The organism is Thioalkalivibrio sp. ALE31 (assembly GCF_000377405.1).
In the GTDB taxonomy this organism is placed as follows: Bacteria; Pseudomonadota; Gammaproteobacteria; order Ectothiorhodospirales; family Ectothiorhodospiraceae; genus Thioalkalivibrio.
On sequence record NZ_KB905022.1, the window covers coordinates 1 to 23,727 of the forward strand.

Consider the following 23,727-nt stretch of genomic DNA (forward strand, 5'->3'; position numbering starts at 1 on the left):
AGGCGCAGCGAGTTCAGCGCCGCCCGCGAAAAGCCTCGGAGCGAGGGAAACCCCGGCCCGCACAGCGGGCCGGGGTCGCGGCAGTCGGGCGTGTTTCTTGGGTACTTCTTTGCACGAGCAAAGAAGTACCTCGCGGCGCGCTGGCGAGTCAGCGCCGGGCAGTATGTGGACCGAAGGCACCGTAAACACCGGAGGACGAACCAGGACCAGCCACCACGAGGCAGGCGGCCGACCGAAGCCTCCGAAAACACCGGATGGTGAATATGGGGTAGCGGGTGACGGGCCGTCCCCGGGCCGGGCATGGCCGGGAGAAGGGGAGGGCGGCGGGGCGCCGCCCATGGCGCTAGCGCGACGAGCCCAGGGTTTGTTCGATGCGGTCGGCGAGGGCGACCAGCCGCGCCGAACTGCCGGCGGAGTCGCCACCGGCCTTCTGCTGCTGCTGGCATTCCAGCAGCTCGTGCGCCAGATTCAGCGCCACCATCACCGCGATCCGCTCGGCGCCGACCACGCGCCCGCCATCACGCAGTTCCCGCATGCGCTCGTCAATCAGCGACGCGGAGGCAAACAGATCGGCGCGCTCGTCCGGCGGGCAGGCGATCTGGTACTCCTTGCCCATGATGGAGACGCGGACGGGTTCGGACTGGCTCATTCGCTGTGCTCCATCGAGCGCAGGCGCGCGATCATGTTCTCGACCCGGTGGCGCGCCTGCTCGTTGCGCTCCTTGAAGGCCGCGCGCTCGCCCTTGAGCTGGCGGACCTGCTCCTGCAGCAGGTGGTTTTCCTCGCGCAGGGCCGCGTGCTCCTCCAGCAGGCGCGTGATTGCGGTCTCCAGGCGTTCGGTCGGGTCGATCGCGGAATCGTCGTTCGGCTGCATGGCCTCGGTCCCGGTTGGCAGGCGGCCTTCGCCGCAGGGCATGTGATCCATGGAGTCTAGGAGGGCTTCGCGCGAAGCGTCAACTTGGGCCATCTTCTTGCTGGAACACCTTCACTTTTTGCGGGTCGCATACTTGCCGATCCGAGGTTTGTTGCGGCCTGGTGCCCGCGCTGGCCACAATACGGCGAATCCCGTTCCCAGAAAGTGTTGCTGCCCATGACCCAGCCCCCCGAACCCGGCCCCGAAGCCACCGTGATCGAGGGCACGGCCCATAACGGAAAGCCGTGCCGGATCGTCGACAACACGGGGACCGTGCCGCTCGCGGAGCTGGAACAGCTGTTGAACGCCTTGATCGAAGAGAAAAGGTTCGGTCTCAATATGCTGTCCTCCACCGGTTCCAGCGCGATCAAGCTGGGCGAGCCGCAGTTCACCCACCTGCAGGTGGGTGACGATCTCTACCGCTTCCTGCTTTTCCCCTACGAAGCGCGGCTGGAGAGCTTCTGATGGCCGGCGACCCAGGCACCGGCAACGCGAAGGCGCAGGACGGACTGGAGCGCGATCCCGTCGCCCTGCGCGAACAGCTGGAGCACGGACTGCGCAGCATGGGTTTCGCGCAGACCCCGGCCTCCGCCCACGGGCTGTTCACCGGCTGCCTGGTGGCGGACCCGGGCGCCGACGTCGACGCCCTGGTGCGCAGCCTGGGCGAGGCCCTGCCGCTGACCGAGGGCGCGGGGGACCGTTTCGGGAAGACCGTGGAGGCGATCCGGCGTGCGCTGCTGGCCCAGCTGTATGACGTGGAGCTGGGCTTCGGCCCGCTGCTGCCGGAGGACGAAGCCATCGAGGCGCAGGCGCAGGCCCTGTCGGAATGGGTGGACGGCTTCATCGCCGGGCTGGGGCAGACGCCGCGCCTGGGCAAACTCAAGCCGTCGGCCGAAGCCAGCGAGATCCTGCGCGACTTCGCCGAGATCGCGCGTATCGAGCTGGAGCCGGACGACGACGAGGAAAACGCCGCCGCCTTCGAGGAACTCAATGAATATGTGCGCGTGGGCGTTTTGCTGATCGCCGACGAGCTGGCCCCGGACGACCCGAAACGGATCCCGATGCAATGACCTCGACGCGACGCAGCCCCCGGCCGGGCCGGATGCCGGAGATCCCCCAGGGCGAGTTCGCCCGGCGCCGCCAGCGTCTGATGCGGGCGCTCGGACCCGAGGCGATCATCGTCGTTCCTGCCGCCCACGAGCGCACCCGCAACCGGGATGTCGAGTATCCCTTCCGTCAGGACAGCGACTTCCTCTACCTGACCGGCTTCCCGGAGCCGGATGCGGTGGCGGTGCTGGTGCCGGGGCGGCCGGCCGGCGAGTACATCCTGTTCTGCCGCGACCGCGACCCGACCCAGGAGACCTGGCAGGGCCGCCGCGCCGGGCCGGACGGTGCGATGGAGACCCATGGGGCCGAGTGCGCCTTTCCGATCGAGGACATCGACGAGATCCTGCCGGGGCTGATGGAGAACCGCGCCGTGCTGGCCGCCCCGTTCGGGCGCGACGAGCCGCTGGATCAGCGCCTGTTCGGTTGGGTTAACCGGGTGCGGGCCAAGGCCCGCAACGGCGTGCGCGCACCGCACGAGTTCGTCGCGGTGGAGCACCACCTGCACGAGCAGCGGCTGTTCAAGAAGGCCCCCGAACTCAAGTTAATGCGCCACGCGGCCGCCATCTCGTCTCAAGCGCATGTGCGTGCCATGCAGGCCTGCCGGCCGGGGCTGACCGAGTTCGCGGTGGAGGCCGAGCTGCTGCACGAGTTCCACCGCTACGGAACCGAGACCGCGTATCCCTCCATCGTCGGTGGCGGCGAGAACGGCTGTATCCTGCACTACATCGAGAACCGCGCGGAGCTGAACGCCGGTGACCTCCTGCTGATCGACGCCGGCTGCGAGGTGCAGGGGTATGCCTCCGACATCACCCGCACCTTTCCGGTCTCCGGTCGCTTCGACGAACGCCAGCGCGAGGTCTACGAGTGCGTGCTGGCCGCCCAGCTCGCCGCGATCGAACAGGTGCGCCCGGGCAACGACTGGGACACCCCGCACGCCACCGCCGTGCGCGAACTGACCCGCGGGCTCAAGGAACTGGGGGTACTCAAGGGTCGCCTGGACAAGCTGATCCGCGACCAGGCCTACCGCCCGTTCTACATGCACCGCACCGGCCACTGGCTGGGGCTGGACGTGCACGACGTCGGCGACTACCGCGTGGGCGACGCCTGGCGCCAGCTCGAACCCGGCATGGTGATGACCGTGGAGCCCGGGCTTTATTTCGGGCCCTATAGCGACGCGCCGAAGGAACTGCGCGGCATCGGCGTGCGCATCGAGGACGACGTCGCCGTCACCCGCGACGGCTGCGAGGTCCTCACTGCCGACTGCCCCAAGACCGCCGCCGACATCGAGGCCTGCATGGCCGGCGACCTCCCGGGCTGGGACTGACCATGCCCGCCCATCGTCTCTTCCGTTTCAGTGAACGGCCGGGAGTCCGTACCGGTGCGATTCGCCTGCAAGCAGGCTCCTACAGGGATACCCAAGCCCCCGTAGGAGCCTGCTTGCAGGCGAATGGGGCGTCGGGCCTGCCCTTGCGGGGTGGATCTTGACGACAAACACCTGCGACATCGCCATCGTCGGCGGCGGGCCGGTCGGCGGCCTCGCCGCCTGCACCCTGGCGCGCGCGGGCTATGCGGTCACGCTGTTCGAGCGCGGGGCACCACCCGCGCCGGATGCACACGCCAACGACACCCGTGGCTATGCCCTGGCGGCCGGCTCCGTACAGTTCCTCGACGATCTCGGCTACTGGGCGCCGCTGGCGGCACGGGCCACCGCGATCCGCTCCATCGTCGTCAGCCGTCGCGGCGGGCTGGGGCGGGTGCATCTGAATGCCGCCGACCATGGCCGCCAGGCCCTCGGGCAGGTGGTGCCGGCCGTCGAACTGGAGCCGATGCTGGACGCGGCCTGTCGCGACGCCGGTGTGGATGTGCGCTACCAGTCCACGCTGGCGGGCGTGGGTGACGTGTCCGATGGGCGCCGCGTGCTGCGCATCGACGGCGTCGAAGGCGAGGACACCTGGGCCGCCCGCCTGATCCTGGCCGCCGACGGCATCCAGTCCCCCACGCGCAAGGCCCTGGGTCTGCCGGTGAACCGCCTGCGTTACGCGGCGGATGCCCTGGTCTTTGACGTGCAGCCGGCGCGGCCGCACAACGGCCAGGCCTTCGAGCGCTTTACCGACGAGGGGCCGCTGGCCTTGCTGCCGCAGGCGGACGGGCGCATGAACGTCGTCTGGGTGGCCCCGCCGGAGGCCTGCGAGCGGCGGCTGGAGCTGGACGAGGCCGAGCGCCTGCGCGAGCTGCAAGGCCGCTTCGGCTGGACGCTGGGCCGCCTGCGCCCGGCCGGCCGCGTGGTGCGTTTTCCGCTGGAGCGGGTGCACGCCCCCGAGCCGGTCGCGGAACGCGCGCTGTTGTTGGGCAATGCCGCGCACGCAGTGCACCCGGTGGCGGGGCAGGGGCTGAACCTGTCTCTGCGCGATGTCGCCACACTGCTGGGTGCACTCCGCGACGGCCGCGAGCCGGACGGCACCCCGCGTTTCGTGACCGACCCCGGCGCGGCGGCCACGCTCGAAGCCTATGCGCGCGCCCGCCGTCGCGACGTAACCGGTGTGGTCGCCACGACCGATTTCCTGGCCCGCGGCATGCTGCACGCGGCCGGCCTGCGCGGGCATGCGCTGGGCAGCGGCATGATGGCCGTCGACCGCCTGCGCCCGGCGCGGGATCGGATCGCACGGGCCGCCATGGGCCTGGGCCCGTTGCCGCGCCACACGGCTCGCCATCTGGCCCGGCCGGATACGGAGGGCGCGGCATGAGCGCACGCCCCACAGGCGAGGTGCTGGACCTGCTCGTGGTCGGTGCCGGTGCCGTCGGCGGCGCCATCGCGCTGGGCGCGGCGCGCCAGGGCCTGCGCGTGGGGCTGCTGGAGCGCAACGCCGCGCCCACCTTTACTGACGCCACGCCCGTCACGCGGGTGGCCACGCTGAACATCGCCTCGATGGAGTTCCTCGCCACGCTGGGCGTGCAGGACGCGCTGGAGGCGCGCCGCGCCCACGCCTTCTCCGGCATGAGCGTGTGGGACGCGCACGGACCGGGGCATATCCGCTTTGATGCCGACGCGCTGGGCGTGCCGGCGCTGGGCTGGACCGTCGAGCACGCGGCACTGGAGGCCGTGCTGTGGGCCGAGCTTGAGGCCGCCGGCGTCGCCTTGTGGCCGGAGACTGAATGGAAGAGCGTGGATGCGCGCCCGGACCGGGTCGACCTCTACGGACCGAAGCACGCGCGGCTCGCCTCCGCCCGTTTGGTGGTCGCGGCCGACGGTGCGCAGTCCCCACTGCGCCACCGCATGGGCATCCCTGTGCGCGAGCAGGACTATCACGCCCGCGGCGTGGTCGCGACCGTGACCACCGAGCGCCCGCACGAGGACACCGCCTGGCAGCGCTTCGTCGACGACCAGATCATCGCGTTCCTTCCGCTGGCGGACGGGCGCAGTTCTATCGTCTGGTCCCAGCCCGAGCACCAGGCGGACGCGACGCTGGCGCTGGACGACGCTGGATTCTGCGCGGCGCTGGCAGAGGCGATCGACCACCGCCTGGGTGTCGTCACCGACACCTCCCGGCGCGCCAGCTTCCCGCTGGTGGCGCGCCATGCCCGTGACTACCACGCCGGCCGCGTCGCGCTGGCGGGGGATGCCGCCCACACCATCCACCCGTTGGCCGGCCAGGGCTTGAACCTCGGTCTGGCCGATGCCCGTGCCCTGGTCGAGCGCCTGCATGGCCCCGCCCGCCGCGACCCCGGCGCCGAGATCGTGCTGCGCGCCTACACCCGTGACCGCCGTGCCGAGAACGCCTTCATGCAACGCGCCATGGACGGCTTCCGCCTGATCTTCGCCACCCACGCCGCCGGCCTCCCCGAACTGCGCGGCCTCGGCATCCGCCTGGTCGACCAGGCCACCCCCCTCAAGCGCCGCCTCGCCCTGCGCGCCTTCGGCCTCGACTAGCCGCAACCACGCAGCGATCCAACCGCTGTATCTCCTCCGTCACTTTCGCGCCGTGGGAGCCGCCTTGGCGGCGAAGCCCCCGCCAAAGGTCGGCACGGGCAGGCGCTTCGCCTGCAAGCAGCCTCCCACAGGCGCCGTTGGCTGAAGCCGCGTAGGAGCGGGCTCGCCCGCGAAGCTCCTGCCAAGGCCGGGACTCTCCATCGGCGCTATCAACGTCTTACCCGCGCGCGCCGCCAAGGGTTCTTGTGCGTGCTATATTGAGATCAACCAGTCCATCCACCGGTTCATTAGGGTGCAACCATGTCTCACCACGAAATCATCGGGGCTCACGATGCCAAGACACACCTTTCCGGTTTCCTCCGAAAGGTGCAGGCCGGCGGGCGTTTTACCATCACGCAGCGGGGCCGCCCCGTGGCTGCGCTTGTGCCACTGGAGGAGGACGATGCGCCCAGGCGTGTGCAGGCCGCGCGGAACCTCCGGCAGCTGATGGCCGAGGCTCCAGCGCGCGGGGCAGTGGATATCAAGGCCCTCGTCGAGTCGGGGCGTGACTGATGGATCTAGTGCTCGACAATTCGATCGTGATGCGCTGGTTGCTGTCCGATGGTAGTCCCGCCGACCAGGAAGTCGCGGCTACGGTCCTGCGTTCCATCGAGTCGGGCGATATCCGTCTGATCGCGCCATCCGTCTGGCCGTTGGAGGTCGCCAACGTAGTCGCCCGTGCGGAAAGCCAGGGCCTGGTGACCGAAGCTGAAACCACGCGCTTCCTCGCGCTACTGCAGGATCTCATGGTGGCCGTTGACCCCGGCGGCATCGATCCGGTCTTCGGCCTGACGCTTCAACTGGCCAGGCGTTATGGCCTTTCCGCGTACGATGCTTCCTATCTCGCACTCGCGCTTCAGTACGGCGCCACCCTTGCCACGCTGGACCAGGCCCTGATCACTGCGGCTCGCCGAGCCGGGGTCGCTGTGTTCGCGAGCAGCACCTGACGGTCCAGGCCATTCCGCGCCAGGTTTCGATCCGATCGCCGCAGCCAGCGCCGCAAACCTCAACCGACCCCGGCAACATGGACCGACCCGATCCGCCTCCCCGTCGTCGTCATCCCGGCCGCAGCGCAGCGAAGAACCGGGATCTCCAGCGTCGGAGCGACACCCCGCATTCGCGCTACCACAAATGCTCGAGATCCCGGATAACCGCGATGCGGTTTCCGGTATGACCGAACGAGAGGGATTCCCCTTGAACCTCCGGCCTGCGCCCGGCCAACTGCAACCCTGTGGGAGCGGGCTTGCCCGCGAAGCCCCCGCCAAAGCCTGAAAGCCCTCGAGTCGTCACGACCCACGCTCGTACTGCCGCACCCGCTGTCTGCTTTCCGCAACACTCCTGGCGCGACCCTCTCCAAATCTTTTCTTGTTGCAAAAACCCAACGCATCCGGCCCGACGATCCCGCCCCTTCAGATCCGAGAAATGCTCCAGCGCCCGCAAACCCGGACAAAATAAGCAAAACCTGATCCATTTCTCGCTGTATCCCGCCCGCAGACAATAAGCAGAACCTCATTAACCCAAGATTTCAGCACCTTGCAATCCAATTCGCGCACCCTCGAAGCCTCTGCACGCAAGTCCTTGATCTACCGAAAAGCGCTCCCCGTCACGGATACCCCCTTACTGTGGCAATTTTTTCCCGCACAGGGGTTGAAACGAGACACCGTGGTGTATATAAAACACCTGTCATTCGCGGCATCGACCGTGGATGCAGGCGTAGAAACGAACAACACACCTCTCCTGGGAGATACGCAACATGAAAAAACAGATTCTCGCAGTCGCCGTTGCCGGCGCCTTCGCAGTCCCGGCCTTCGCCGCCGCCGACTCCAACGTCACCCTGTTCGGCCAGCTGCAGACGCAGATCGTTCACCACAGCGTCTCCGGTGTTCCGGGCTTCAACGATGGCTTCCGCGTCCATGATGGCGGCGGCGCTGGCCAGCCCGCCGACGGTGCTAACCCGAATCGCATCGGGGTCATGGTCAGCCACGATCTGGGTAATGGCCTGACCGCGCTCGCGAAGCTGGAACAGGACGTTCGCACCACCACTGGTTTTAACCGTCCGGCTCGTGACGTGTACGTTGGCCTGGATGGCGACTTCGGCCGTGTTACCGCCGGCCGTATGTCCAGCCCCTACAGCACCGCCGGCAAGGATCCGCTGAACGGCACGTTCATGCAGCAGCGCGTCAACGGCGACCGGTTCGCGCCGGGCGGTTTCGGTTTTGGCGGCTGGGCCAATGGCTCCTACCTGGACAACATGGTCCGGTACAGCAACGACTTCGGCATGGTTAACCTCGACGTGGCGGCTATCATTGATGGCGGTGACGACAGCGATACCGGGTATGCCGCCAAGCTGGGCTTCGACGTGGGTCCGGTCGAAATCTACGGCGCCTATCAGCGCGGTGACGACAACGAGCAGACGTTCGGTATCGTGGGTCTTGGCCCGCAAACCGCCGGCAAGCTGCGGATGGCCAAGATCGGTGTCGACTGGCGCCAGGGCCCGTGGCGCGTGAACGTCGAAGCCGAAGACGGCACGGTTGAAGATCAGATGGGTAACGACGTGGTCGATGCCAACACCTACTTCGCCTCTGGTAGCTACCGCATGGGCAACAACGAATTCGCGCTGAGCATTGGCCATACCGATAACAATATCGCTGGCGGTGCCGATGTGAACTCCGTGGCGTTTGGTGTGACCCACCACATGAGCAATCGTGTGCGCGTGTTTGGCGGTGTCGCTCATACGGACGTGCGCTCCGGCGGTCCGGATGCCACCGCGATCGGTGGCGGCATGCGGGTGTCCTTCTAAGGGCGACCCCTGCTTCCAAGCGGTATAACAACAAGTTCTTAGCTTGTTTTGCGGGGCCCCCAGGGGCCCCGTTTTTTGTGCGTATCTTTTGGGCCCCGTTCGGGGCCTTTTTTGTGTTTGAGGCTGGTGGGTCACCATCCGGGCGTTATCGGGCGTCACCCGGTCGCGGAGCGCTCGCCCTTGTCATCCCGGCCGGAGCGCAGCGTAGAGCCGGGATCCACGGTGTTGGTTCTGGCTGCGAAATGTGCGATGGCGGACGGTGGAGATCCCGGATAACCGCTTTGCGGTTTCCGGGATGGCGCTCGGAGGTGGCGGCATGACAACTTCGCGCGCAGGGATGACGTCGGCGTCGCTTATGCGTCGCGGCTCGATGGTTCCGTAGGCGGAGGGCCAAGCGTTGCTGGTGGGTGAGCGTTAGTCGACGGGGTCGACGCGGATTTCGAGGGTGAGGGTGTCGCGGTCGCGGGTGGTGCGGCGGGAGGCGAGGCCGCGTTCAGTCGCGTCCATCTCGTGGTGGATGCCGCCGAGGGTGTGCCAGGTGCCCGGCTCCAGGGTGAGTTGCGTGTCGATGGCGTCGCGGTCCACGGCGCCGCGCGGGAGGGGGCGTTCGTGGAGCTGAGAGATGGCGACGCGGATGCGGCCGTCGGGCTGGACCTGGGGGCGCACGCGGAAGCCGCGGGCGGTGTCCTGCAGCAGGGGTTCGAGGCCGACGCCGGCGCGGCCGTGGAGGATGCGGAAGCCGGCGGCGCGGGTCTCGCCGACCAGGATGATGGCCTCGGTGCCTTCCCGCAGGCGCAGGTGCTGGGTCTGGTCGTCGCGGCGGGTGGTGCGCAGCCGCTGGCTGGAGATGCGGCCCTCGGTGCCCTCCGGGCCGCTCTCGAACTCGAGGCCGGTGCCGCGTTCGGTGCGCGGGGCGTCGCGGTGGCGGCGTACGGAGAGGACGAGGTCCTGGGCCGGCGTGTCGAGTTCGGCGACGACTTCGCGGATCTGTTGCAGGGTGCGGGCGTCGGCGCGTACCAGCAGCCGGAAGCCGTCGCCGCGCAGGGTGGCGGTGTCGCCGAACAGGGCCTGCAGCTCGGGCAGCAGGCTGTTCGCCGGTCGGTGTTGCAGCGGCAGCACGGCGACCTCGGCGTGGGTGTCGCGTGCACCGGCGAGGCCGGGGAGCAGGGTGCCAGCCGCCAGCGCGAGGGCGGCTCGCAGGAGGTAACGCCGCTCGGTCATGTCGGGCGGCTCAGACGAGGAGGCGGCGGAGTTCGACGGCTTCATCGCTGAGACTCCAGTTGGCCTCGAAGTCCTGGACGGCGCGCTGGGTGCCCGGCCGATCGTCGACGTCGCCGCGCAGTATGCGGCGCCCGCCGGCTTGGGTGAGCTGCATCCAGCCGCTGTGGTCGGCAATCGCGGTGACGGTCAGCGGGCTTTCCTCGGCGGCCTCCAGGCGGCGCACCGAGACTGCGCTGGGCAGGCGCTTGATGCTCTCCACCAGGCTCGGAAGCTGCTCCTTGAGCGCCAGGTCGTCGTCGACCAGCAGGCGGATATCGGTATGCCGGTGGCGGCGTGCGATCCCGGCCAGTTCCGCGCCCAGGTCGGGCCCGGCGATCTCGGCCAGCAGGGCGACGCGGGCATGTAGCCAGAGGCGTCGGCGCGTAGCGGCCAGGAGCTCGGCCAGCAGGGCCTCGGCGTCGATCAGGGTCGGGTCGCGTTCGGGGGCGGTCATCGGTGTCTCGCTCGGGTTGAGGGTCCTTCCCTCAGCATAGGGGAGTGGGGGTGGGTTCGCATCATTGCTCCGGGTCGTGTTCCCTGGCGGGTGAGGGGGACGTTTCGGCCGTTACTCGGAGGCATGGGTACGGTGGTGGAAGCGGATAAGCAGGATCTGTGAGATCCGTACAAGCATCTTGTGGGAGCCTGCTTGCAGGCGAAGCTCCTGCCCGCCTCCGACTTTGGCAGGGGCTTCGCCGGCGAGCCGGCTCCCACGGGGGTGCGCCAGCGGGGTTACAGTGAATGGGCCGCGTGGGTGTGAGCGGTACGGGGAGGGGGCTCCTGCGGGCGCGGGATCGGGGTGTGGATGCGGTGGAGCATGCGGCGGTGGGGGATGCCGGCGTCCTCGAAGGTGTCGCTGATGACGAAGAAGTCGTGGCGGGCGTAGAAGCCGATGCGGCTGTTCTGGGCGTTCAGCCAGACCTCGCGCCAGCCGTGGCGGGCGGCGGCCTGGATGGCGCAGTCCAGCAGGCGCGAGCCGATGCCGTGCCCGCGCCAGGGTTTGCGCACGGCCATGCGGCCGATCTGGCCGGAGGGCAACAGGCGCAGGGTGCCGACCGGTTCGCCCTCCGGCCCGGTCGCCAGCCAGTGCAGAGCGGCGGCGTCCAGGCCATCGAATTCCAGGGCCTCGGGTACGCCCTGCTCCTCGACGAAGACCTCGCGGCGGATCAGGGACAGTGCGTCGGCGTCGGCAGGCCAGGTCGCCTCCCGCAAGGTGATGCGATGTTGCATGGGTATCCTCCTCCGGCATGCCGTAAAGGAGAGCCGCGCCCGCGTGTGCGAGCGATCCGATTGCGTGGCTGGCTCCCCGGCCGTCCTGACCCTGGCCCCGGACGGAAGAGTCTAGTTCAGGTTGGGGGAATCTTCCTGTGAAGGGTTTCTCGGAACGGTGGGTGTTCGATGCCGGGCTTGGCCGGCAGGAGGGTGGGGTACTGCGGGCCCTGCGTGGTGACCGGTATTTTGTCGTGAGGCACCGCGAGGCGATCGCCACGGCGCATGGTGCCTCGCGTTGACGGGCACGGCATGGGCGCGGTGCCAGAGGCTGGGCGATTGCCGCGGCGCTTCGCGCCTCGCAATGACGGGTAAATGACTCCCGTGTGCGTGACGTGGCCGTGATCAGCGTGCGCCGATCAGGGTGTCGCGGAAGCGGCGCGACAGGGGTTCTTCCGGGTGCAGCCAGATGCCGAAATAGGCCTCGGCGAAGTCGTGGCCGGGGACCTCGACCAGCGGGGTACCGTTTTGCAGCAGGCGGGTGCCGTGGCCCGGGCGGTATTCCAGTGCGTAGCGGTCGCCGGCCTCCATGTCGCGGTAGGCGGCGTTGAAGGTGTCGAGCCGGTCGGCCAGCGCCGCTAGTGTTTCCGAGTCCTGCTGGTCTTCGAGCAGGCGGTTGCCACTGCGGCGGAAGTCGTCGGCGCTGATCGCGCGCAGGTATTCCAGCTCGAGGCGCTTGGGCACGTCGGCGGTCAGGACATCCTCCGGAGCGACTTCTTCGGGTACGTAGAGCGACCCGACGTAGACGCGGAACACCGTGTAGCGATAGAGCCGGCCCGCACGCAGGGGCACTGTGGTGTTGTCGATGGTGACCGATTCGGCGAAGCGCACGCCGTCGATCTCGGTGGCGGCCGCGGCCGGGGCGGCGAGCGACAGGGTCAGCAACAGGGTGGCCAGAAGCGAGGCCACGAAACGGGCGGGTCGGTTACGGTGGATCATGGGTGGGTGCCTCCGGGCTGGGCGGGGATGGTGGCTTGTTCGCGCGCGTGGATGCGTTCGCGCAGGGTGTGCTGGGCGTCGGCGTCGATGGGGAAGCGCCAGATCAGGGCCATTGCCGCGAGCTTGAACAGGACCGGCAGGCCGGCGTAGGCCAGGGCCAGGACGAGCAGGGCGGTGGGGCTGTTGTCGCCATCGGCCGAGAATCCGGCCGCACCCAGTAGCGGGAAGCTGAGGCCGACGGCCAGCGCGAGGGCCAGCTTGGTCGCCATGCCCCACAGACCGAAGAACAGCCCGGCGCGCTCGCCGCCGCCGTCGGCGGTGTCCTGGTCGATCACATCGGCCTGCATCGCGGCCGGCAGGGCGAGATCGACCCCGAGGCTGAGCCCGGTCAGTACGGTGATGGCGTAGAACGCCAGCACGTCACCGGCGCTGAGGAACGGCACCCAGATGAAGAAGCTGGAGGCCAGCAGCATCGAGAGTGTCCAGACCCGATGTTTGGGCAGGCGCCGCGCCAGGCGCAGCCACAGCGGCAGGGCGAGGATGCCGGTGGCGAAGTAAACCAGCAGCAGCGGCCCGGCATGGCCTGGCGCCTCCAGCACGTGGGTGATGAACAGCAGGAAGAGCGTGGCGGGGATCGCGTTGGCGGTGCCGTTCAGGATCCACGCCAGGATCAGTCGGCGGAAGGGGCGGTTGCCCAGCAGCAGGCCCCAGCCAGCGCGCCACGGCACGGGCGCGAGCCTTCCGGGGCGTTCCGGCACGCGCCACAGCAGGATCAGGAAGGCGACCGGCAGCAGTACCCACAGCAGCACCGCGAGGGCTGCGAGCGCGGCCCCGGCATCGTCCTGCAGGCCGAGGACCGCCGGCAGTGCCGCGGCCGTGACCGTACCCAGTACGACGAAGCCCTCGCGCGCGGCGGTGATGCGCGAGCGTTCGTGGTAGTCGCCGGAGAGCTCCGCGCCCCAGGCCGCATAGGGCAGGGCGACCAGCGTCCAGCCCAGATAAACCAGGGTGCTGAACAGCAGCAGGTATCCCGCGCCGGCCTCGGCCGGCGGGCGGAACAGGAACGGCGCGGCGAGCAACAGCAGCGGCACGCCGGCCAGCATCACCGCGCGCCGGCGCCAGGCCCCGGGGATGCGATCGGACAGGTGGCCGACCAGCGGGTCGGTCACGACATCCAGCAGCCGCGCCGCAAGAAGGAGCAGACCGACCAGGGTGACGCCCAGGCCGGTGTGCTCGGCGTAATGCGCGGGCAGGAAGACGTACAGCGGCAGGCCGAGGACGGCCAGGGGCATGCCCAGACCGCCGTAGGCGAACAGCCGCGGCCAGCGCAGGGTGTTCACTTCATCGAGTCGCGGGGGCATTGCTGCCCGAGGCGGTGGCATCGGCGGGGTTTTGCAGGACGGCCTGCATCAGGTTCACGCGGGCGGTGTCGAAGCCGACTTCGCAGTACGCCAGGTAGTAGCGCCACATGCGCAGGAAGGATTGTGAATAGCCGAGCGCCTCGATCACCGGCTCCGCCTGGCGCACCTCCTGGTGCCAGTGGCGCAGGGTGCGCGCGTAGTCCGCGCCAAAGAAGGCATGGTCCGTCACGGCGAGCCCGGCCCGTTCGGCCTCCGCGTTGAAGCGCGGGACCGAGGGCAGCATCCCGCCGGGGAAGATGTAGAGCTGGATGAAGTCGGCATTGCGGCGGTAGTGCTCGAAGGCGTGCTCGGCAATGGTGATCACCTGCAGCGCCGCGCGGCCGCCGGGGCGCAGGCAGGCGCGCACTTTGTCGAAGTAGGTCGCCCACCACTGCTCGCCCACCGCCTCGAACATCTCGATGGAGACCACGTGGTCGAAGGTCCCGTCGAGGTCGCGGTAGTCCTGCAGGCGCAGTTCCACGCGATCGCTCAGGCCGGCGCGTTCGATCCGCTCGCGGGCGTAGTCGAGCTGCTCCTGCGACAGGGTGACGCCGGTCACGCGATAACCGCGCCGGGCCGCCATCTCGGCGAAGCCACCCCAGCCGCAGCCGATCTCCAGGATATGCGCGCCCGGTTCGGCGTCCAGTTGATCCAGCAGGCGGGCATACTTCTGCGTCTGCGCTTGTTCCAGGGCCTCGTCGCCGCGGGTGAACAGGGCCGACGAGTAGCTCATCGTGCGGTCCAGCCACAGGTCGTAGAAGTCGTTGCCGAGATCGTAGTGGAAGCGGATGTTGGCGCGGCTGCCGCGCCGGCTGTTGCGGTGCCGCCAGTGACGCAGGCGGTCGAGGCCGCGCTGCCAGGCCGGACGATCCGCCAGGGGCGCGAGGGCGGGCTCGTTGTCGGTGGCGAAGCGCAGCAGGCTTGGCAGGTCCGGGGTGATCCAGTCGCCGCTGATGAAGCCCTCGGCAAAGCCGATGTCGCCGTGGCGCAGCAGGCGCAGGATCGCGCGCCACGGTCGGCGGAAGTGCCAGACGGCCTCGGCTCCGGCCTTGCGCCCGCGCAGGGTGATGCGGTCGCCCGACGGGCCGATCAGGGTGATCTGCCCGGTGTCGATGTCCTTCAGTGCGCGCGAGATCAGGCGCAGGGCCCAGTCCGGCCGGGTGGTTTCGTCCTGCGGGGTGTCGAGGTGGTTGAGGGCCATTAGTCGATCTCCTGTGCGGGGGGTGCCGGCCGCGGGTGGTAGCGCCCGCCACGCCACCAGATCTTCAGCGCCTGCCAGTGGATCAGCGGCAGGACCTTGAGGGTCATCCAGGGTTGTTTCAGGAAGGCGCCCAGCAGGCTGCGGTCGCTGAACGGGCGCAGGCGGCCGTGCTGTGTGGCCGTCAGCATCAGGTCCTGATCCTGGTATTCGTTGATCGCGATCCGCAGCGATGCCCCGGCCTGCGCACGCGGCGGTGTCAGGGTGAAGGCGTAGCGCGCGTGCATGTCGATGAAGGGCGATACGTGAAAGGCCTTCTGCTTCTCCTGGCGAACGGGGCAGGTCATGGGTGCGCCGTGCTCGTGCAGCAGGTAGTGGTGGTGCTCGCCAAAGGTGTTGCGCACCTCCAGCAGGATTGCGCGCAGTTCGCCGTCGGCGTGCCAGGCGTACCAGATGCTCAGCGGATTGAAGGCATGCCCGAGGACGCGCGGCATGGCCAGCAGATAGATCGGACCGCCGGCCAGGTCGATGCCGTAATCGGCCAGGTGCGCCTCGATCCAGGGCCGCCAGGGGCGGCCGTCGCGCGGCCCGTGGTCGCGGGTGCGCAGGCTGAACAGGTTGAATGCGTCCAGCGAGAACAGGCGGCAGCGCCGGGCGGTTTCGGCCAGGCGGTCGATGTCGAACAGCGCACTGATGACCGGGTAGCGAAAGCGGTACTGCTGCGGGAAGAACCGCTGATGCATCACCGTGCCGTATACGAGGGCGGCGTCCATTCAGGTGTTCCGCGATTGCGCCGCCGGCGCCCCGAGCCGGGCCGGGCCGCCGCCGTGAACGGTGGCCTCCGGGACATGACCGGGATGGACGGGTGCATCGGGTGCCTGCGCCGGTTGCGACCAGGGCGGTTCGATGCCCATGGCCTGACCGACACGGACGGCCGAGCGCAGGCCGTCTTCGTGGAAGCCGTAGCCCATCCAGGCCCCGGCGAAATACAGGCCGTCCTCGCCCTGGGTCGCCGCCAGGCGCTGGCGGGCCGCCTCCGCCGCTGTATCCATGACCGGGTGTTCCCAGTGCTGCTCGCCGAGGACCAGGCTGGGGTGCGGGTCTCGCCAGGGGTTCAGGCTGATGATGTAGTCCTGACGGCGTTCCAGGCGATGCAGACGGTTCATCCAGTAGGACACCGAGACGCGGTCGCGGGTCTGTGTGGTCCGCCCGGACAGGTAGTTCCAGGAGGACCAGACCCGGCGCGAGCGGGGCATCAGGGCTGGGTCCGTATGCAGGATGGCGTGGTTGGCCTGGAAGCGGCAGGCGGAAAGGAGCCGGTCGCGCGCGGGGACAGCGCCATTCAGCAGCCAGCGCGCGGTGTCGGCGTGGCAGGCGAACACCACCGCGTCGAACCCGATGCCCTGGGCATCGGTCAGGACGCGCCACTGACCGGACTCCGGCATCACCGCGCGCACCGGCTGGTGGACGATGCAACCGGGTTCCAGGCGTTGCGCCAGGCGCTGTACGTACTCGCGGCTGCCGCCGACCACGGTGCGCCATTGCGGGCGGTCGCGCAGGTCCAGCAGGCCGTGATTGTGGAAGAACTGCAGGAAGCTGGCGGCCGGGAACTCGCGGATCGCCTCCGGCGGGCAGGACCAGATCGCGGCGGCCATCGGCAGCAGGTAGTCCTCGGTGAAACCGCGGCCCAGGCGATGTCGGTCGAGGAAGGCTCCGAGCGTGCCTTCCGGGCTCTCGTGACGTTCGAACAGGCCCTTGCCCAGGCGGTTGAACCGCAGGATGTCGCCCGCCATGCGCAGGAAGCTCGGGCGCACCAGGTTGCGGCGCTGGGCGAACAGGGTGTTCAGATCGGAGCCGGCATATTCGACCCCGTCGGGCTGGCGCGAGTAGCCGAAGGACATGTCGGTGTCCTGCGTGGCAACGCCCAGGTCCGTGAACAGCCGGGTCAGCAGCGGGTAGTTGCGTTCGTTGTAGACGACGAACCCCGTGTCGATGGGCGTGGGACCCTGCGGGTCGGGCACGTCCACGGTGTGGGCGTGACCACCGAGTTCCGGTTCCGACTCGAACAGTTGCACCTGGTGACGGGTCTGCAGGATCCAGGCAGCGGACAGGCCGGCGATGCCTCCACCGATGACGGCTATGCGCGAGCGTTTCATGGTGGTGGTTCTCCGGGCCTGAAAGGTGATGGACAACTTATACAATAGCTGTACAATCTTTGTAAATGGTGGCCGAGCGAAAGTTCCCGGCTTTCCTGTGCCGGGGGCGCTTCGCGAGGCCCCGCGTACCAACGGAGACATGGACCGTGACGACAGACGAGAAGACGCAGGCAGGTGCCCCCGAATGGCCGCAGGAGGTGCGCGAGGCCCTGGCCACGCACGAGATCGTGGGCATTACGTCCGGCCTGTCAGACTTCCGCGATGCCGAGGCGCTGCTGGAAGCGACGGCCCCGGGTCGCTGGCAGCGGCTGGAGTGGGGCATGGGGTCGGCGCACAACCGCGAGCAGTTCCACGCGCTGCAGCAGGCCACCGGCGCGGCCGTACTGCCGCTGTTCGTCGCGCGCGACGGCGTGATCGGCGGACTGCCCGAGTTGCGCGAGTATCTGGGGCAGCGGGCGCTGCAGGCGCGCGGTGACGGGCCGCGCCCGGACGCGCCAGCGCCGGCCCTGCAGGTCCTTGGAGTGGGCGGCCTGCTACCCTTCGCATTCTTTGGGCTGGGCGCGTGGATGGCCCAGCCCGAATGGCAGGCTTTCGCGCTGGAGGCCCTGGCGCTCTATGGTGCGGTGATCCTGTCGTTCCTGGGGGCGATCCACTGGGGGATCTTCCTGGTGGATCGGCAGCACCGGGTGGGCCCGCTCGCGGCCCCGGTGTGGGCGGTGGTGCCATCCATCCTGGCCTGGCTGGCGGTGCTGCAGCCGCTGCCGGAGGCGCTGATGACCCTGACGGTGCTGTTTCTCGGGGTGCTGTGGGTGGATCGGCTGAGCCTGTATCGCCGCGCATTGCCGCGGGGCTACCTGGGCCTGCGCCTGGTGCTGACCGCCGGGGCGATGCTGGCGCTGGCTTCGGGCTTCGCGGTCACCCTGGTCGCCTGACCGGGCCCGGAAAGAGGAAAACGCAAGAATGAGCGAACACAAGGACTCGATGATGGATGCAGACGCCCGGACGGCCGACGAGCCGACGGCCACCAATGCCTCGGGCCAGCCACTGGCGGCCCCGGAACAGCTCGCCGAGCGCTACCGCGACATCCTCGCCGGTCTGGGCGAGAACCCGCAGCGCGAGGGCCTGCTGGATACCCCGATGCGCGCCGCGAAGGCGATGCAGTATCTCACCCGTGGCTATCACCAGGACCTGGACAGTATCGTCAACGGGGCCCTGTTCTCGTCGGACAACGACGAGATGGTGCTGCTGCGCGATATCGAACTGTACTCCCTGTGCGAGCATCACCTGCTGCCGATCATCGGCAAGGTGCATGTGGCCTACCTGCCCAATGGCAAGGTGATCGGTTTGTCCAAGATCGCCCGGATTGTCGACATGTTCGCGGCGCGCCTGCAGATCCAGGAGAGCCTGACGCGCCAGATCGCCGAGGCCCTGATGCAGGTGACGAACGCCAAGGGAGTCGGCGTGGTGGTGGACGCCAAGCACATGTGCATGACCATGCGCGGGGTGGAGAAGCAGCATTCGTCGATGGCGACCTCGGTGATGCTGGGCGCCTTCCGCGAGGACGGCCGGACCCGGCGCGAGTTCCTCAACCTGATCGGTCGCACGGGCAGCTGACCGTTCCCGGGGCTGCCGGGCGGGGTCACCCCACAAAAAAATGGCCCGACGCGAAGGTCGGGCCAAAGATCGTCCGGACACCCGTGTGATGGAAGGTTCTGGTCCGAACGGCGGAAAACCGGCTGCCGTTGCCACGAGCCGATCATTTCCGCAACTTGTATAAGTGGACAGGGACTGTGGAAACAGGTTCCTGACAGTCGCCGAAAGAATGTGTTGGGCATCACATTTTCCTGTCCCCGGGAGTCTCGATGCGCGGTCTGGAACAGATCCCCTGGTTGTACGACGGCCTGATGGCCGGTGCCGAGCTGCTGGGCCTGCGGCGCTGGCGCCGGCGTCTGGTGGCCGGTGCGCACGGCCGGGTACTGGAGATCGGCTGCGGGACCGGGCGCGACCTGCCGCTGTACGCCGATCCGGAACGGGTCATCGGCATCGACCCGGACCTGGCGGCCCTGCGCCGGGCCCGGCGGCGGGCGCCTTCCGTGCCGCTGGTGGTGGCGCGGGCCGAGGCCCTGCCGTTTGCCGACGGCGCCTTCGATACCGTGGTCTCCGGCCTGGTGTTCTGCAGCGTGCAGGATCCGCCACGGGCCCTCGGCGAGGTGCGCCGGGTGCTGGCGGAGGCGGGCGAGCTGCGCATGCTGGAGCATGTACGTCACACGCGGCCGCTGCTGGCCCGCGCCCAGGACCGGGTGCAGCCGGCCTGGACCTGTATCACCGGCGGCTGTCACCCGAACCGCGATACCGAGGCCGCGGTGGAACAGGCCGGCTTTTGCATCGACCCGGAAGACCGTCTGGCGCGGGGCGTGATGCGGCGCTTCGCCGCGCGGGTCTGTCGTGCGCCCGCGGATGCGTCCGGGCGTAATGCCGGGGATGGGGGCTGAAGGGCAAGGGCCTTTCTTCACCACGAAGGGCACGAAGATACGAAGGAAGGGCAAGGGCGTGTAACCACAGAGGTCACGGAGGACACGGAGAAAGTCGATCGTTGCCGGAACGGGCCGGGTGCTGGCCCAGTAAAGAGAAGGCCCCGGGCATAAGTGCGCCGGGGCCTTTCTGGACGGACAGTTGGTAACGTCTCAGGCGGTCGTGTTGATGTTGGTGCCGACGTTGTCCGGCAGACCCTGAGTGGCGGCCTGCATCTCGCCGATGTCGGGCATGGCCTGCAGCATCGACTGAGCCGCCATCTCCTGCGACTCCATCGCCTTCTTCTGCACGGCCACGTCTTTCTGCATGGCCACCTGCTGCTGGCTGTTCTGCGTGGCCATCGCGGCAATCGCGCTTGCGTCCATCTCGTACTCCCGGTTCTGAATGTGCAGGCCCGTTGCACTCGATAGGGGGAACGGGCCTGCCCCCGGTGACGGCTGCATCCCCGCAGACTTGAGCCCCCGAACCGGATTTTTTTCAGAAGGTTCCTGTTCTACGGCACCATCGCCGTGCGTCCGGGCTCCCCGCCCTTCTCCATACCCTGGCTGGTTCGATCCGCCCTGCCCCTTCCTTCGTATCTTCGTGCCCTTCGAGGTGAACAGCGCCCTTGACCTTCAATGGGCGTTTCGCTCGCCTCGTCCGCATCCTGCCTATTTGGGGGCGATCGCGACCCGCGCCTTCGGGGTGCGCCGTGACATGGGTGCCAGGGTCCGGAGATCCCGGCTCTTCGCTTCGCTGCGGCCGGGGTGACGGGGGAGTGTTGCCCCGTGCCCCGCGATCACCCGTCAGCAACGTCGGCTCCAGCGCGTCGCCCTGTAGTCAGTCCTTCTCCGTGTCCTCTGTGCCCTCCGTGGTGCAATCCGCCCTGGCCCTTCTTCGTGCCTTCGTGTGCTTCGTGGTGAATACATTCAGTCCGCCGGCCTTTACTGGCGCTGGGCCTCGAACTCGATGATCAGCTCGATCTCGTCGCCGACGATGTCGCGGGTCAGGCCGTAGGTCATGCCGAAGTCGGAGCGGTCGAAGCTGCCGCGCATGGACGCACCGAGCACGTACGGCCGCCCGAACAGGCCGCCGAGCGGGAACGGGTAGCGCCCGACCTTGTTGATGGTCACGTCGAGGTGGATGGTGCGGGTCTCGCCCAGCAGCTCGAGCCCGCCGCTGAGGCGCCCGGTGTTCTCGCTGGTCGGCTCGTAGCGCGTGGCGGTAAAGCGCATCTCCGGGTATTCCTCGACGTTCAGGAAGTCCTCGTTGCGCAGGTGGTCGTCGCGCTCGGCGTGGTTGGTGAACACGCTGTCGGTCTGGATGACGAAATGGCCGTCGCCCAGCTCGCCCGTGTCGGGGTCGAAGACGAACTCGCCCTCGGCTTCCAGGAACATGCCCAGGACCTTGGCATAGCCGGCATGATCGACCAGGAAGCCGACCGCGAAGTGGTCGGGGTCGATGACCCAGCGGTCGGCATCGGCCAGGGCCTGCGCGGGCAGCGCCAGGGCCGTGGCCAGCAGGCCACCCAGCAGCAGGCGGCGCAGGCGGGCGGGGCGGCGGTTGTTGCGGGCGTCAGTCATGACACACCTCCGGTCGGTGGCGGTACAGCCAGTGGATATCCACGGCAAAGGACAGGCCCAGAGCCAGCAGGCCGGCCAGGGCGATGGTGATGGCGGCGGGTGCGGGCAGGCCGGGGATCAGGACCAGTAGCAGGACCACGGTCTGCAACACGCAGACGGCCTGGCGGCGCCGGCTGGGCGGCAGCGGCGCGGCCAGCCAGGGCAGGGGGCGGGCGGCCAGCACGAAGGCGTAGCGCATCAGGCCGATCAGGATCACCCAGGGCCCCACCGCCGTCATCTGCCAGACGAGGATCGACAGGGCGAGGATCATGGCGGCGTCCAGCTCCATGTCGAAGCGGGCGCCGAACGCGGTGGCGCTGTCCGTGCGGCGCGCGACGGCCCCGTCCACCCCGTCCAGCACCAGTGCCAGGCCCGCGAGGGCGATCACCCACAGCGCCAGCACCGGTTCGTCCGGGGTGGGGGCGGCCAGGACCAGGCCGCCGAGCGGGGCGGTCAGCGCGGCGCGCAGGAGCGTGACCCGGTTGGCCGGGCCAGGGCCGCGCCCGGCAGACGCCACTCCGGCCGCCGGCGTGCGGCTGGCGAGGATGGCACCCAGCACCAGCCAGAGCGTGACGAAACCGGCGACGGTTGGCAGGCCCGCGTGCGCGTGCCAAACCAGCGCACCGGTTACGGCGAGGCCGGCCAGGCCCGCGAGCAGCCAGTCGGTCGCCCAGACCCGCAGGCCGGCCTGCAGGCGCAACGGGGAAGGCTTGGCAGGGGAAGACTCCATGCGGGGATTGTAGCGCTCCGTTGGCGATGGTCCTGGGGGCGCGCGGGTGGCACTCCCTGGTCTTGCGACCATGCGGGGCACCGGGAGTTGCCGCTTGCTGCGCCCTTCGCCCACACTGCGCGGATGATCGCGTGGCAGCGCACCCCGTTTCCGGGACCCTCCCGGTGAGCACGGCCGGCTCCGAACAGGCCTTCTGGGTCACCGGCCCGGGCACGGGCGCGTTGCGTCCGGAGGCACTGGCGGAGCCGGGCCCGGACGCGGTGCGGGTGCGCACGCAGTTCTCGGCGATCAGCCGCGGGACCGAGTCGCTGGTGTTCCACGGTCGGGTGCCGGAGAGCCAGTATCAGGCGATGCGCGCGCCGTTCCAGGCCGGCGAATTCCCGTGGCCTGTGAAGTACGGCTACATCAGCGTCGGCACCGTTGAGGCGGGTGGCGCGGCGCACGGGCTGGACGGGCAGCGAGTGTTCTGCCTGTATCCGCATCAAAGCGCCTACACGGTGCCGGCCGCCGCGGTGGTGCCGATACCGGATGCCGTGCCTTCGGGGCGCGCGGTGCTGGCGGCCAACATGGAGACGGCCATCAACGCGGTCTGGGACTTGCAGCCCGGTCCGGGGGATCGCCTCGCGGTGATCGGCGCCGGCGTGGTGGGCCTGCTGGTGGCCGGGCTGCTGCGGGCGATCCCGGGCACTGAGGTCACGCTGATCGACCCCAATCCCGCCCGTGAACCCGTGGCGGCGGCGCTGGGATTGTCGCTCTGCACGCCGGAGGCGGCGCGGGGGAACCCGGAGCTGCAGGGGCTGGACGGGGTGGTTCATGCCAGCGGCAACCCGGCCGGGCTGGCGCAGGCCCTGGCGCTGGCCGGGGTCGAGGCGCGGGTGGTGGAGATGAGCTGGTACGGCGACCAGCCGGTGCCGGCACCACTGGGCGAGGCGTTCCATTCGCGGCGGCTCACACTGCGCAGCTCGCAGGTGGGGCGTATCCCGCCGGAGCGCGCGGCGCGCTGGGATTACCGTCGCCGCCTGGCGCTTGCATTGTCCCTGCTGGCCGATCCGGCACTCGATGCGCTGATTACCGGCGAGGATGCCTTCGCCGACCTGCCCGCGGCGATGGCCCGCGTCACGGGGCCCGAGGCCGCCCGCACCCTTTGCCACCGCATCCGCTACTGATCCTTTACTTCCAGACGGGGAACCACCCGATGTACAGCCTGAACGTGCGTGACCACTTCATGATTGCTCACAGCTTCGCCGGCGAGACCTTTGGCCCGGCGCAGAAGCTGCACGGCGCGACCTATGTGGTCGATGTCACCTTCCGCCGCCGGGCGCTGGACGCGGACGGACTGGTGGTGGATATCGGCCGCGCCAGCGAGGTCGTGAAGGCCCTTCTGGCGGATCTCAATTACCAGAACCTGGACGAGCGCGAGGAGTTTCGCGGCCAGAACACGACCACCGAGTTTCTGGCCCACGCGCTGCACCAGCGCGTGGCAAGCGCCATCCATGCCGGCGAGCTGGGCGAGTCCGCGCGCGAGCTGGATGCGGTGTGCGTAACGCTGAACGAGTCGCATATTGCCTGGGCCAGCTACGAGGCCGCGCCCTGAGCGGAATGCGCGAACAAGGGAAACACTGATTAATGTGCACGCTCGCGTTGGTACCCCAGGTTTTCCGAGACAAGGCGCGGTGCGCAGCCGGTAGTGGTTCTACCGGCAAGCGTCGCAACGCAGGATCGGGGAATCTGGGGTACCAACCCCAAGGGGCTCGGCCGCCCGTTGCTATCAAAAACGGGCGTGCGCACAGCGTTGCGGTTCCCTTGTGCAGAATGACTGCACGGCGGTCACCGCGCATTAAACGCACGCAAAAGCGACT

The 23,727-nt window shown here is 68.9% G+C and carries 26 protein-coding genes; 13 read left to right on the forward strand and 13 right to left on the reverse strand.

The features are described from left to right. Window positions 1-343: 343 nt before the first annotated feature. Entirely contained in the window at window positions 344-649 is a 306-nt protein-coding gene (locus D103_RS0105870; RefSeq protein WP_018876127.1) for a cell division protein ZapA, read from the reverse strand. After that, window positions 646-873: a cell division protein ZapB gene (zapB, locus tag D103_RS0105875; RefSeq protein WP_026280280.1), complete on the reverse strand. Its 228-nt coding sequence runs from the start codon at window positions 871-873 to the stop codon at window positions 646-648. Before zapB ends, D103_RS0105870 begins: the two co-directional genes overlap by 4 nt. A gap of 216 nt (window positions 874-1,089) precedes the next feature. Between zapB and D103_RS0105880 the strand changes: the two genes are divergently transcribed. The 8 genes from D103_RS0105880 (at window position 1,090) to D103_RS0105915 (ending at window position 8,786) form a co-directional block, all read left to right on the forward strand. Beyond that, window positions 1,090-1,377: a hypothetical protein gene (locus D103_RS0105880; protein ID WP_018876129.1), complete on the forward strand. Its 288-nt coding sequence runs from the start codon at window positions 1,090-1,092 to the stop codon at window positions 1,375-1,377. Beyond that, window positions 1,377-1,982, forward strand: a complete 606-nt coding sequence (locus D103_RS0105885) for a UPF0149 family protein (protein ID WP_018876130.1) — start codon at window positions 1,377-1,379, stop codon at window positions 1,980-1,982. Before D103_RS0105880 ends, D103_RS0105885 begins: the two co-directional genes overlap by 1 nt. Before the next feature lie 32 nt (window positions 1,983-2,014). Continuing rightward, the gene (gene pepP / locus D103_RS0105890) at window positions 2,015-3,343 is read left to right on the forward strand and encodes a Xaa-Pro aminopeptidase (RefSeq protein WP_018876131.1); all 1,329 of its coding nucleotides are present in this window, start codon (window positions 2,015-2,017) and stop codon (window positions 3,341-3,343) included. A 157-nt stretch (window positions 3,344-3,500) separates the two neighbouring features. Beyond that, complete coding sequence (locus tag D103_RS0105895; RefSeq protein WP_018876132.1) at window positions 3,501-4,763, forward strand: FAD-dependent monooxygenase; 1,263 nt, start codon at window positions 3,501-3,503, stop codon at window positions 4,761-4,763. Beyond that, the gene (locus D103_RS0105900; protein ID WP_018876133.1) at window positions 4,760-5,947 is read left to right on the forward strand and encodes an FAD-dependent monooxygenase; all 1,188 of its coding nucleotides are present in this window, start codon (window positions 4,760-4,762) and stop codon (window positions 5,945-5,947) included. Before D103_RS0105895 ends, D103_RS0105900 begins: the two co-directional genes overlap by 4 nt. Window positions 5,948-6,247: 300 nt before the next feature. Further along, complete coding sequence (locus D103_RS0105905) at window positions 6,248-6,499, forward strand: type II toxin-antitoxin system Phd/YefM family antitoxin (protein WP_018866432.1); 252 nt, start codon at window positions 6,248-6,250, stop codon at window positions 6,497-6,499. Further along, window positions 6,499-6,933, forward strand: coding sequence for a type II toxin-antitoxin system VapC family toxin (locus tag D103_RS0105910; protein WP_018876134.1), 435 nt, complete (start codon window positions 6,499-6,501; stop codon window positions 6,931-6,933). The genes D103_RS0105905 and D103_RS0105910 overlap by 1 nt, the downstream gene beginning before the upstream one ends. An 806-nt stretch (window positions 6,934-7,739) precedes the next feature. Continuing rightward, a complete protein-coding gene (locus D103_RS0105915; protein WP_018876135.1) occupies window positions 7,740-8,786 on the forward strand; it encodes a porin in 1,047 nt (348 codons plus the stop codon). 414 nt (window positions 8,787-9,200) lie between these two features. Here D103_RS0105915 and D103_RS0105920 read toward each other — a convergent pair whose 3' ends face one another. The 8 genes from D103_RS0105920 to D103_RS0105955 all read right to left on the reverse strand — a co-directional run bounded on the left by D103_RS0105920 (window position 9,201) and on the right by D103_RS0105955 (window position 17,005). Beyond that, window positions 9,201-10,052: a secretin N-terminal domain-containing protein gene (locus tag D103_RS0105920; RefSeq protein WP_018876136.1), complete on the reverse strand. Its 852-nt coding sequence runs from the start codon at window positions 10,050-10,052 to the stop codon at window positions 9,201-9,203. Next, window positions 10,018-10,500 carry a hypothetical protein gene (locus D103_RS0105925; RefSeq protein ID WP_018876137.1) on the reverse strand — a complete coding sequence of 161 codons (483 nt, stop codon included), beginning with the start codon at window positions 10,498-10,500 and terminating at the stop codon, window positions 10,018-10,020. The genes D103_RS0105920 and D103_RS0105925 overlap by 35 nt, the downstream gene beginning before the upstream one ends. 275 nt (window positions 10,501-10,775) lie before the next feature. Further along, window positions 10,776-11,273, reverse strand: a complete 498-nt coding sequence (locus tag D103_RS0105930) for a GNAT family N-acetyltransferase (RefSeq protein WP_018876138.1) — start codon at window positions 11,271-11,273, stop codon at window positions 10,776-10,778. Between the two features lie 384 nt (window positions 11,274-11,657). Beyond that, a complete protein-coding gene (locus tag D103_RS0105935; protein WP_018876139.1) occupies window positions 11,658-12,251 on the reverse strand; it encodes a chalcone isomerase family protein in 594 nt (197 codons plus the stop codon). Further along, window positions 12,248-13,612, reverse strand: a complete 1,365-nt coding sequence (locus D103_RS0105940; RefSeq protein WP_018876140.1) for an MFS transporter — start codon at window positions 13,610-13,612, stop codon at window positions 12,248-12,250. The genes D103_RS0105935 and D103_RS0105940 overlap by 4 nt, the downstream gene beginning before the upstream one ends. After that, complete coding sequence (locus D103_RS0105945; RefSeq protein ID WP_018876141.1) at window positions 13,593-14,852, reverse strand: cyclopropane-fatty-acyl-phospholipid synthase family protein; 1,260 nt, start codon at window positions 14,850-14,852, stop codon at window positions 13,593-13,595. Before D103_RS0105945 ends, D103_RS0105940 begins: the two co-directional genes overlap by 20 nt. Then, the gene (locus tag D103_RS0105950) at window positions 14,852-15,622 is read right to left on the reverse strand and encodes a DUF1365 domain-containing protein (RefSeq protein ID WP_018876142.1); all 771 of its coding nucleotides are present in this window, start codon (window positions 15,620-15,622) and stop codon (window positions 14,852-14,854) included. The genes D103_RS0105945 and D103_RS0105950 overlap by 1 nt, the downstream gene beginning before the upstream one ends. Beyond that, on the reverse strand, window positions 15,623-17,005 hold the full coding sequence (locus tag D103_RS0105955; RefSeq protein WP_018876143.1) for an NAD(P)/FAD-dependent oxidoreductase: 1,383 nt from the start codon (window positions 17,003-17,005) through the stop codon (window positions 15,623-15,625). It abuts the gene before it with no gap. 146 nt (window positions 17,006-17,151) lie between these two features. Between D103_RS0105955 and D103_RS0105960 the strand changes: the two genes are divergently transcribed. The 3 genes from D103_RS0105960 (at window position 17,152) to D103_RS0105970 (ending at window position 19,497) form a co-directional block, all read left to right on the forward strand. Further along, window positions 17,152-17,937, forward strand: a complete 786-nt coding sequence (locus tag D103_RS0105960; RefSeq protein WP_018876144.1) for a DUF3429 domain-containing protein — start codon at window positions 17,152-17,154, stop codon at window positions 17,935-17,937. Between the two features lie 28 nt (window positions 17,938-17,965). Continuing rightward, window positions 17,966-18,619: a GTP cyclohydrolase I FolE gene (gene folE, locus D103_RS0105965; protein WP_018866448.1), complete on the forward strand. Its 654-nt coding sequence runs from the start codon at window positions 17,966-17,968 to the stop codon at window positions 18,617-18,619. Between the two features lie 248 nt (window positions 18,620-18,867). After that, window positions 18,868-19,497: a class I SAM-dependent methyltransferase gene (locus tag D103_RS0105970; protein ID WP_018866449.1), complete on the forward strand. Its 630-nt coding sequence runs from the start codon at window positions 18,868-18,870 to the stop codon at window positions 19,495-19,497. 192 nt (window positions 19,498-19,689) lie between these two features. On the opposite strand, the gene D103_RS0105975 is transcribed toward D103_RS0105970, so the two are convergent. From D103_RS0105975 to D103_RS0105985, 3 genes are all read right to left on the reverse strand, one after another. Continuing rightward, window positions 19,690-19,902, reverse strand: coding sequence for a YjfB family protein (locus D103_RS0105975; protein WP_018866450.1), 213 nt, complete (start codon window positions 19,900-19,902; stop codon window positions 19,690-19,692). Between the two features lie 558 nt (window positions 19,903-20,460). Further along, window positions 20,461-21,099, reverse strand: coding sequence for a YceI family protein (locus D103_RS0105980; RefSeq protein ID WP_018876145.1), 639 nt, complete (start codon window positions 21,097-21,099; stop codon window positions 20,461-20,463). Then, a complete protein-coding gene (locus D103_RS0105985; protein ID WP_026280281.1) occupies window positions 21,092-21,868 on the reverse strand; it encodes a CDP-alcohol phosphatidyltransferase family protein in 777 nt (258 codons plus the stop codon). The genes D103_RS0105980 and D103_RS0105985 overlap by 8 nt, the downstream gene beginning before the upstream one ends. Window positions 21,869-22,032: 164 nt before the next feature. Between D103_RS0105985 and D103_RS0105990 the strand changes: the two genes are divergently transcribed. Further along, window positions 22,033-23,034: a zinc-binding alcohol dehydrogenase gene (locus D103_RS0105990; RefSeq protein WP_018876147.1), complete on the forward strand. Its 1,002-nt coding sequence runs from the start codon at window positions 22,033-22,035 to the stop codon at window positions 23,032-23,034. 29 nt (window positions 23,035-23,063) lie between these two features. Next, window positions 23,064-23,462: a 6-carboxytetrahydropterin synthase gene (locus D103_RS0105995; RefSeq protein WP_018876148.1), complete on the forward strand. Its 399-nt coding sequence runs from the start codon at window positions 23,064-23,066 to the stop codon at window positions 23,460-23,462. Window positions 23,463-23,727 lie beyond the last annotated feature (265 nt).

Excerpts from the sequence above, each read along its gene's own strand:
- D103_RS0105870 (WP_018876127.1), bottom strand. The coding sequence starts at position 649 with ATGAGCCAGTCCGAACCCGTCCGCGTCTCCATCATGGGCAAGGAGTAC.
- zapB (WP_026280280.1), bottom strand. The coding sequence starts at position 873 with ATGCAGCCGAACGACGATTCCGCGATCGACCCGACCGAACGCCTGGAG.
- D103_RS0105880 (WP_018876129.1), top strand. The coding sequence starts at position 1,090 with ATGACCCAGCCCCCCGAACCCGGCCCCGAAGCCACCGTGATCGAGGGC.
- D103_RS0105885 (WP_018876130.1), top strand. The coding sequence starts at position 1,377 with ATGGCCGGCGACCCAGGCACCGGCAACGCGAAGGCGCAGGACGGACTG.
- pepP (WP_018876131.1), top strand. The coding sequence starts at position 2,015 with ATGCCGGAGATCCCCCAGGGCGAGTTCGCCCGGCGCCGCCAGCGTCTG.
- D103_RS0105900 (WP_018876133.1), top strand. The coding sequence starts at position 4,760 with ATGAGCGCACGCCCCACAGGCGAGGTGCTGGACCTGCTCGTGGTCGGT.
- D103_RS0105905 (WP_018866432.1), top strand. The coding sequence starts at position 6,248 with ATGTCTCACCACGAAATCATCGGGGCTCACGATGCCAAGACACACCTT.
- D103_RS0105910 (WP_018876134.1), top strand. The coding sequence starts at position 6,499 with ATGGATCTAGTGCTCGACAATTCGATCGTGATGCGCTGGTTGCTGTCC.
- D103_RS0105915 (WP_018876135.1), top strand. The coding sequence starts at position 7,740 with ATGAAAAAACAGATTCTCGCAGTCGCCGTTGCCGGCGCCTTCGCAGTC.
- D103_RS0105920 (WP_018876136.1), bottom strand. The coding sequence starts at position 10,052 with ATGAAGCCGTCGAACTCCGCCGCCTCCTCGTCTGAGCCGCCCGACATG.
- D103_RS0105925 (WP_018876137.1), bottom strand. The coding sequence starts at position 10,500 with ATGACCGCCCCCGAACGCGACCCGACCCTGATCGACGCCGAGGCCCTG.
- D103_RS0105930 (WP_018876138.1), bottom strand. The coding sequence starts at position 11,273 with ATGCAACATCGCATCACCTTGCGGGAGGCGACCTGGCCTGCCGACGCC.
- D103_RS0105935 (WP_018876139.1), bottom strand. The coding sequence starts at position 12,251 with ATGATCCACCGTAACCGACCCGCCCGTTTCGTGGCCTCGCTTCTGGCC.
- D103_RS0105940 (WP_018876140.1), bottom strand. The coding sequence starts at position 13,612 with ATGCCCCCGCGACTCGATGAAGTGAACACCCTGCGCTGGCCGCGGCTG.
- D103_RS0105945 (WP_018876141.1), bottom strand. The coding sequence starts at position 14,852 with ATGGCCCTCAACCACCTCGACACCCCGCAGGACGAAACCACCCGGCCG.
- D103_RS0105950 (WP_018876142.1), bottom strand. The coding sequence starts at position 15,622 with ATGGACGCCGCCCTCGTATACGGCACGGTGATGCATCAGCGGTTCTTC.
- D103_RS0105955 (WP_018876143.1), bottom strand. The coding sequence starts at position 17,005 with ATGAAACGCTCGCGCATAGCCGTCATCGGTGGAGGCATCGCCGGCCTG.
- folE (WP_018866448.1), top strand. The coding sequence starts at position 17,966 with ATGAGCGAACACAAGGACTCGATGATGGATGCAGACGCCCGGACGGCC.
- D103_RS0105970 (WP_018866449.1), top strand. The coding sequence starts at position 18,868 with ATGCGCGGTCTGGAACAGATCCCCTGGTTGTACGACGGCCTGATGGCC.
- D103_RS0105975 (WP_018866450.1), bottom strand. The coding sequence starts at position 19,902 with ATGGACGCAAGCGCGATTGCCGCGATGGCCACGCAGAACAGCCAGCAG.
- D103_RS0105980 (WP_018876145.1), bottom strand. The coding sequence starts at position 21,099 with ATGACTGACGCCCGCAACAACCGCCGCCCCGCCCGCCTGCGCCGCCTG.
- D103_RS0105985 (WP_026280281.1), bottom strand. The coding sequence starts at position 21,868 with ATGGAGTCTTCCCCTGCCAAGCCTTCCCCGTTGCGCCTGCAGGCCGGC.
- D103_RS0105995 (WP_018876148.1), top strand. The coding sequence starts at position 23,064 with ATGTACAGCCTGAACGTGCGTGACCACTTCATGATTGCTCACAGCTTC.